Below are 4,330 nucleotides of genomic sequence, written 5' to 3' on the forward strand. Positions count from 1 at the left end.
GTCCGGCACCGTCCCCGTACGGCCCGCGGGGCGGGGGTCCGGAGCACCCCGGGCGGTTCGCCCCGCCCGCGGGCGGGGCCGGGCAGGGGCCGTTCGGCCCCCCGCCGGCGGCCGGTGCCGACGCGGGCCGCCCCGCCGGGGTGCCCCCGCACCGGGCCGGCGTCGTGGTGGAGGCACTCCTGCTGGTGGAGCGCGGCCAAGGCACCCGTGCGCTCGCGCGGAGGCTGGAACGGCTCGTCCACCACGCGGGCGGACCCGCCGACGCGGACCGGTGGGCGGACAGGCTGCTGCGGGAGACACTGCTGGGCGTCCGGGACGCCCGCCCGTACGCGGACGTCCTGCGGCTGCTGGCCGCACGCCTCACGACACGGCCGGCCCCCGGGGACCGCGACGCGTACGGCCCCTCCTTCTGGGAGCGGCTGCGCCTCGGCGAGGACGAGCGCCTGGACCTCCTGCGCCGTGTCCTGCCCGCCGACGCCCCGCCCCGCACCGCGCGCCGCCCCGGCTGCCTGGAGGCCGTCGCCCGGCGCCTGGCCGCCGACCCGAGGGGGGTGCAGCCCCTGCTGTGCCGGTGGTTCACCGACGACAGGCCCCTCCCCGCCGAACCGGGCTCCTGCGTCCGGCCCACCGTCGCCGGCGTCGCCCGGGCGCTGCTCCACACCCACCGGGACCTGGCCCCCGACGACCTGTGCGAGGCGCTGGTCGCCACCGCCCACCCGCACGCCGACGGGCTCCTCGCCGACCTGGTCCGCGACGAACCCGCCGCCCTGTGCCGCGCCGTCGACCGCTGGGCGCACGACGACGCGCGCCCCGCCCGCCGCGTCGCCGCCGCCGCGTACGGACCGCTCCTCGCCGCCCGCGTCACCGCCGACGCCGACCGCGAGGCCCTGCGGTACGCCGCCCTCGCCCTCCTCTCCCGCCCGGGCGACAGCTCCCTGCACGGCGCCGCCCTCGCCGTCCTCGTGCACGACCCGCACAGCCGCGCCCGCCACCTGCCGCAGGCCCTCGCCGCGTTCCGGGACGGCGACCGCGGGCTGCCCGCCCGGACGCTGACGGCCGCGCTCGCCACCCACCCCGAGCCGGTCCTCGCCGCCTTCCGCGCCCGGCTGCACACCGGCGGCCCCGCGGCGGCCGCCGACGTCCTGGACGCCCTGGCCGAGGTTGGCACCCCCGCGCTCGCCCGCCGCGCCGCCGCCCTCGTCCGCGGGTACGTCGACAGCCGTCCCGACGGCGCCGCGCACGCCGCGGCCCACGTCGACCGGCGGCTGGAGCAGGGCCCCGCCGCCCGCGCGGCCCTCCTCCCGCTCGTCACCGACCTGCTGCGGGACCCCCGCGCCGGGGTGCGCGCCGCGCTGGCCCCGGTCCTGGCGGCGCCCGGCACCCCCGCGTCGCGGGCCCTGCGCGGCGAACTCCTCGACGTGCTGATCGACTCGGAGCGGCACGAGCACCCCGATCCCGCGGTGCCCGAGGCGCTGCTGAGGGCCGCCGCCCGCGGAGCGGCGGAGCGCCCGGAACCCCGCACCCGAGACCTCGTCCTGCGCGGCGGCGAACTCCTGGCCCGCGCACCGGGCGGCGCGGAGCGCCTCGACCCGCTGCTGGCCGGACTGGCCGGCGAGGTCCCCGCCTTCGCCGCCCTCCTGGACGACTGGCTCACCGCCGACCCGGACCGGTGGGCGGCCCTCACCGGCCCCGCCGTCCGCCGCGCCACCGGGCGGCCGGTCGCGGGGGCCGCGCCCGTGACCGGGCGGACGGCGCTCGCCATGCCGGTGCGGGCCGAGCCCCGGGAGCATGGCACCCTTAGACCTGCGTATCGGTCATGACGTACTGACGTACACGGGTTCGGGCGAGGAGCGGTCACAGTGCAGCGCTGGCGAGGCTTGGAGGAGATCCCCCAGGACTGGGGGCGCAGCGTCGTCACCATCGGTTCCTACGACGGCGTCCACCGCGGCCACCAGCTGATCATCGGCCGGGCCGTGGAACGCGCCCGGGAACTGGGCCTCCCCACCGTCGTCGTCACCTTCGACCCGCACCCCTCCGAGGTGGTCCGCCCCGGCAGCCACCCGCCGCTGCTCGCCCCGCACCACCGGCGGGCGGAGCTGATGGCGGAGCTGGGCGTCGACGCGGTGCTGGTCCTGCCGTTCACGACCGGGTTCTCGAAGCTGTCGCCCGCCGACTTCGTCGTGAAGGTCCTCGTCGACAGGCTCCACGCGCGCCTGGTCGTCGAGGGCCCCAACTTCCGCTTCGGCCACCGCGCCGCCGGCAACGTCGGCTACCTGGCCGAGCTGGGCGCCGTGTACGACTACGAGGTCGAGGTCGTCGACCTGTACGTGACCGGCGAGGCGGGCGGCGGGGCCCCGTTCTCCTCGACGCTGACCCGGCGTCTGGTCGGCGAGGGCGATGTCGCGGGCGCCGCCGAGATCCTGGGCCGCCCGCACCGCGTCGAGGGCGTCGTCGTCCGCGGTGCCCGGCGCGGCCGTGAACTGGGCTACCCGACGGCGAACGTGGAGACCCTGCCGCACACGGCCGTCCCCGCCGACGGCGTCTACGCCGGCTGGCTCACCGCGAACGGCGAGCGGATGCCGGCGGCGGTCTCCGTCGGCACCAACCCGCAGTTCGACGGCACGGAGCGCACCGTCGAGGCGTACGCCATCGACCGCGTCGGCCTGGACCTGTACGGCCTGCACGTGGCCGTCGACTTCCTCGCCCGCGTACGGGCCCAGAAGAAGTTCGAGTCGATCGAGGCGCTGCTGGAGGCCATCGCGGACGACGTGGAGCGCTGCCGCGAACTGACCGCGGAGTACGACGCGCGCTAGCCGCACGGAAAAAGGGCCCGCGCCAGCCGCACGGGAAAGGACCCGCACCAAGGAGACGAGTGCGGGTCCTTTCCGTCGCGGCGCCGCGGCGCCGGGATGTCGCGCTGGTGCGCCGTCACTCCGGCGCGGGGCCGGGGGCCTGCGGGGCTGCTGGGGCCAGGCGGGGGCCGCGGCGGGGTCGCCGTACGGCCGGTCGACCGGCTGGGGCGGCTGCCCGGGGGCGCCCGCCGCGGGCTGCTGCGGCGGGCCCTGCGGAGGCATCCCCGGCTGGGCGAACCCGCCGGGAGCCTGCGGCGGTTGCCCGTAGGGCTGACCGGGATACGGCTGACCGGAGGCGGGCTGACCGGGATACGGCTGACCCGGCGTCGGCTGGCCGCCGTACGGCTGACCGGGCGCCGGCTGGCCGGGCATCGGCGGTGCCATCTGCGGCGGCATGCCGCCGTGCCCGCCACCGGTCCACAGCCCCTGCTCCTGCTGTGCGCGCGTGAAGTCCTCGGCGACCAGTGCGGCGAGGTTGAAATACGCCTCCCGCGTCTTCGGCCGCATCATGTCGAGGTCGACCTCGGCGCCCGCCGCCAGGTGCTCGTCGAACGGCACCACGACGACGCCCCGGCAGCGCGTCTCGAAGTGCTGGACGATGTCCTCCACCTTGATCATCTTGCCGGTCTCGCGGACGCCCGAGATGACGGTGAGGGAACGCTGCACCAGCTCCGCGTACCCGTGCGCGGAGAGCCAGTCCAGCGTCGTGGAGGCGCTGGAGGCGCCGTCGACGGACGGCGTCGAGATGATGATCAGCTGGTCGGCGAGGTCGAGCACCCCGCGCATGGCGCTGTAGAGCAGGCCGGTGCCGGAGTCGGTGAGGATCACCGGGTACTGGCGGCCGAGCACGTCGATCGCCCGCCGGTAGTCGGCGTCGTTGAACGTCGTGGAGACGGCCGGGTCCACGTCGTTGGCGATGATCTCCAGTCCGGAGGGCGCCTGCGACGTGAACCGGCGGATGTCCATGTACGAGTTGAGGTACGGGATCGCCTGCACCAGGTCGCGGATGGTCGCCCCGGTCTCGCGCCGCACGCGGCGGCCGAGCGTGCCGGCGTCCGGGTTCGCGTCGATGGCGAGGATCTTGTCCTGCCGCTCGCTGGCGAGGGTGGAGCCGAGCGCGGTCGTCGTGGTGGTCTTGCCGACGCCGCCCTTGAGGGAGATGACGGCGATCCGGTAGCAGGACAGGACGGGCGTGCGGATCAGCTGGAGCTTGCGCTGCCGCTCCGCCTCCTCCTTCTTGCCGCCGAGCTTGAAGCGGGAGCCGGCGGAGGGGTTGCGGCTGCTCTTGGGCTTCTGCTTGGTGTTGCGGAGCAGCCGGTCCGAGGACAGTTCGACCGCCGCCGTGTAACCGAGCGGGGCGCCCGGCACGGCCGACTGCCGCTGGTCGTGCGCCACCGGCGACGGCCAGGCGGCACCGGCGCGGGGATCGGCGGCGGGTGCGGGGGNGTGCTCCTGCGGCTGCCCCGGGGGANCGGGGG

At 76.9% G+C, this 4,330-nt stretch carries 1 protein-coding gene and 2 pseudogenes; 2 read left to right on the forward strand and 1 reads right to left on the reverse strand.

Annotated elements, in window-relative coordinates:
• Together MW084_RS19840 and MW084_RS19845 are read left to right on the forward strand one after the other, a co-directional pair.
• A pseudogene (locus MW084_RS19840) lies at positions 1-1,820 on the forward strand (serine protease); the annotation flags it as partial.
• A gap of 39 nt (positions 1,821-1,859) precedes the next feature.
• The gene (locus MW084_RS19845) at positions 1,860-2,813 is read left to right on the forward strand and encodes a bifunctional riboflavin kinase/FAD synthetase (RefSeq protein ID WP_275563722.1); all 954 of its coding nucleotides are present in this window, start codon (positions 1,860-1,862) and stop codon (positions 2,811-2,813) included.
• Positions 2,814-3,116: 303 nt separating this feature from the next.
• On the opposite strand, the pseudogene MW084_RS19850 reads toward MW084_RS19845, so the two are convergent.
• Positions 3,117-4,297 (reverse strand): annotated as a pseudogene (locus tag MW084_RS19850) (MinD/ParA family ATP-binding protein); the annotation flags it as partial.
• Positions 4,298-4,330: the final 33 nt, after the last annotated feature.

The sequence above is a fragment of the Streptomyces sudanensis genome, assembly GCF_023614315.1.
Classification (GTDB): domain Bacteria; phylum Actinomycetota; class Actinomycetes; order Streptomycetales; family Streptomycetaceae; genus Streptomyces; species Streptomyces sudanensis.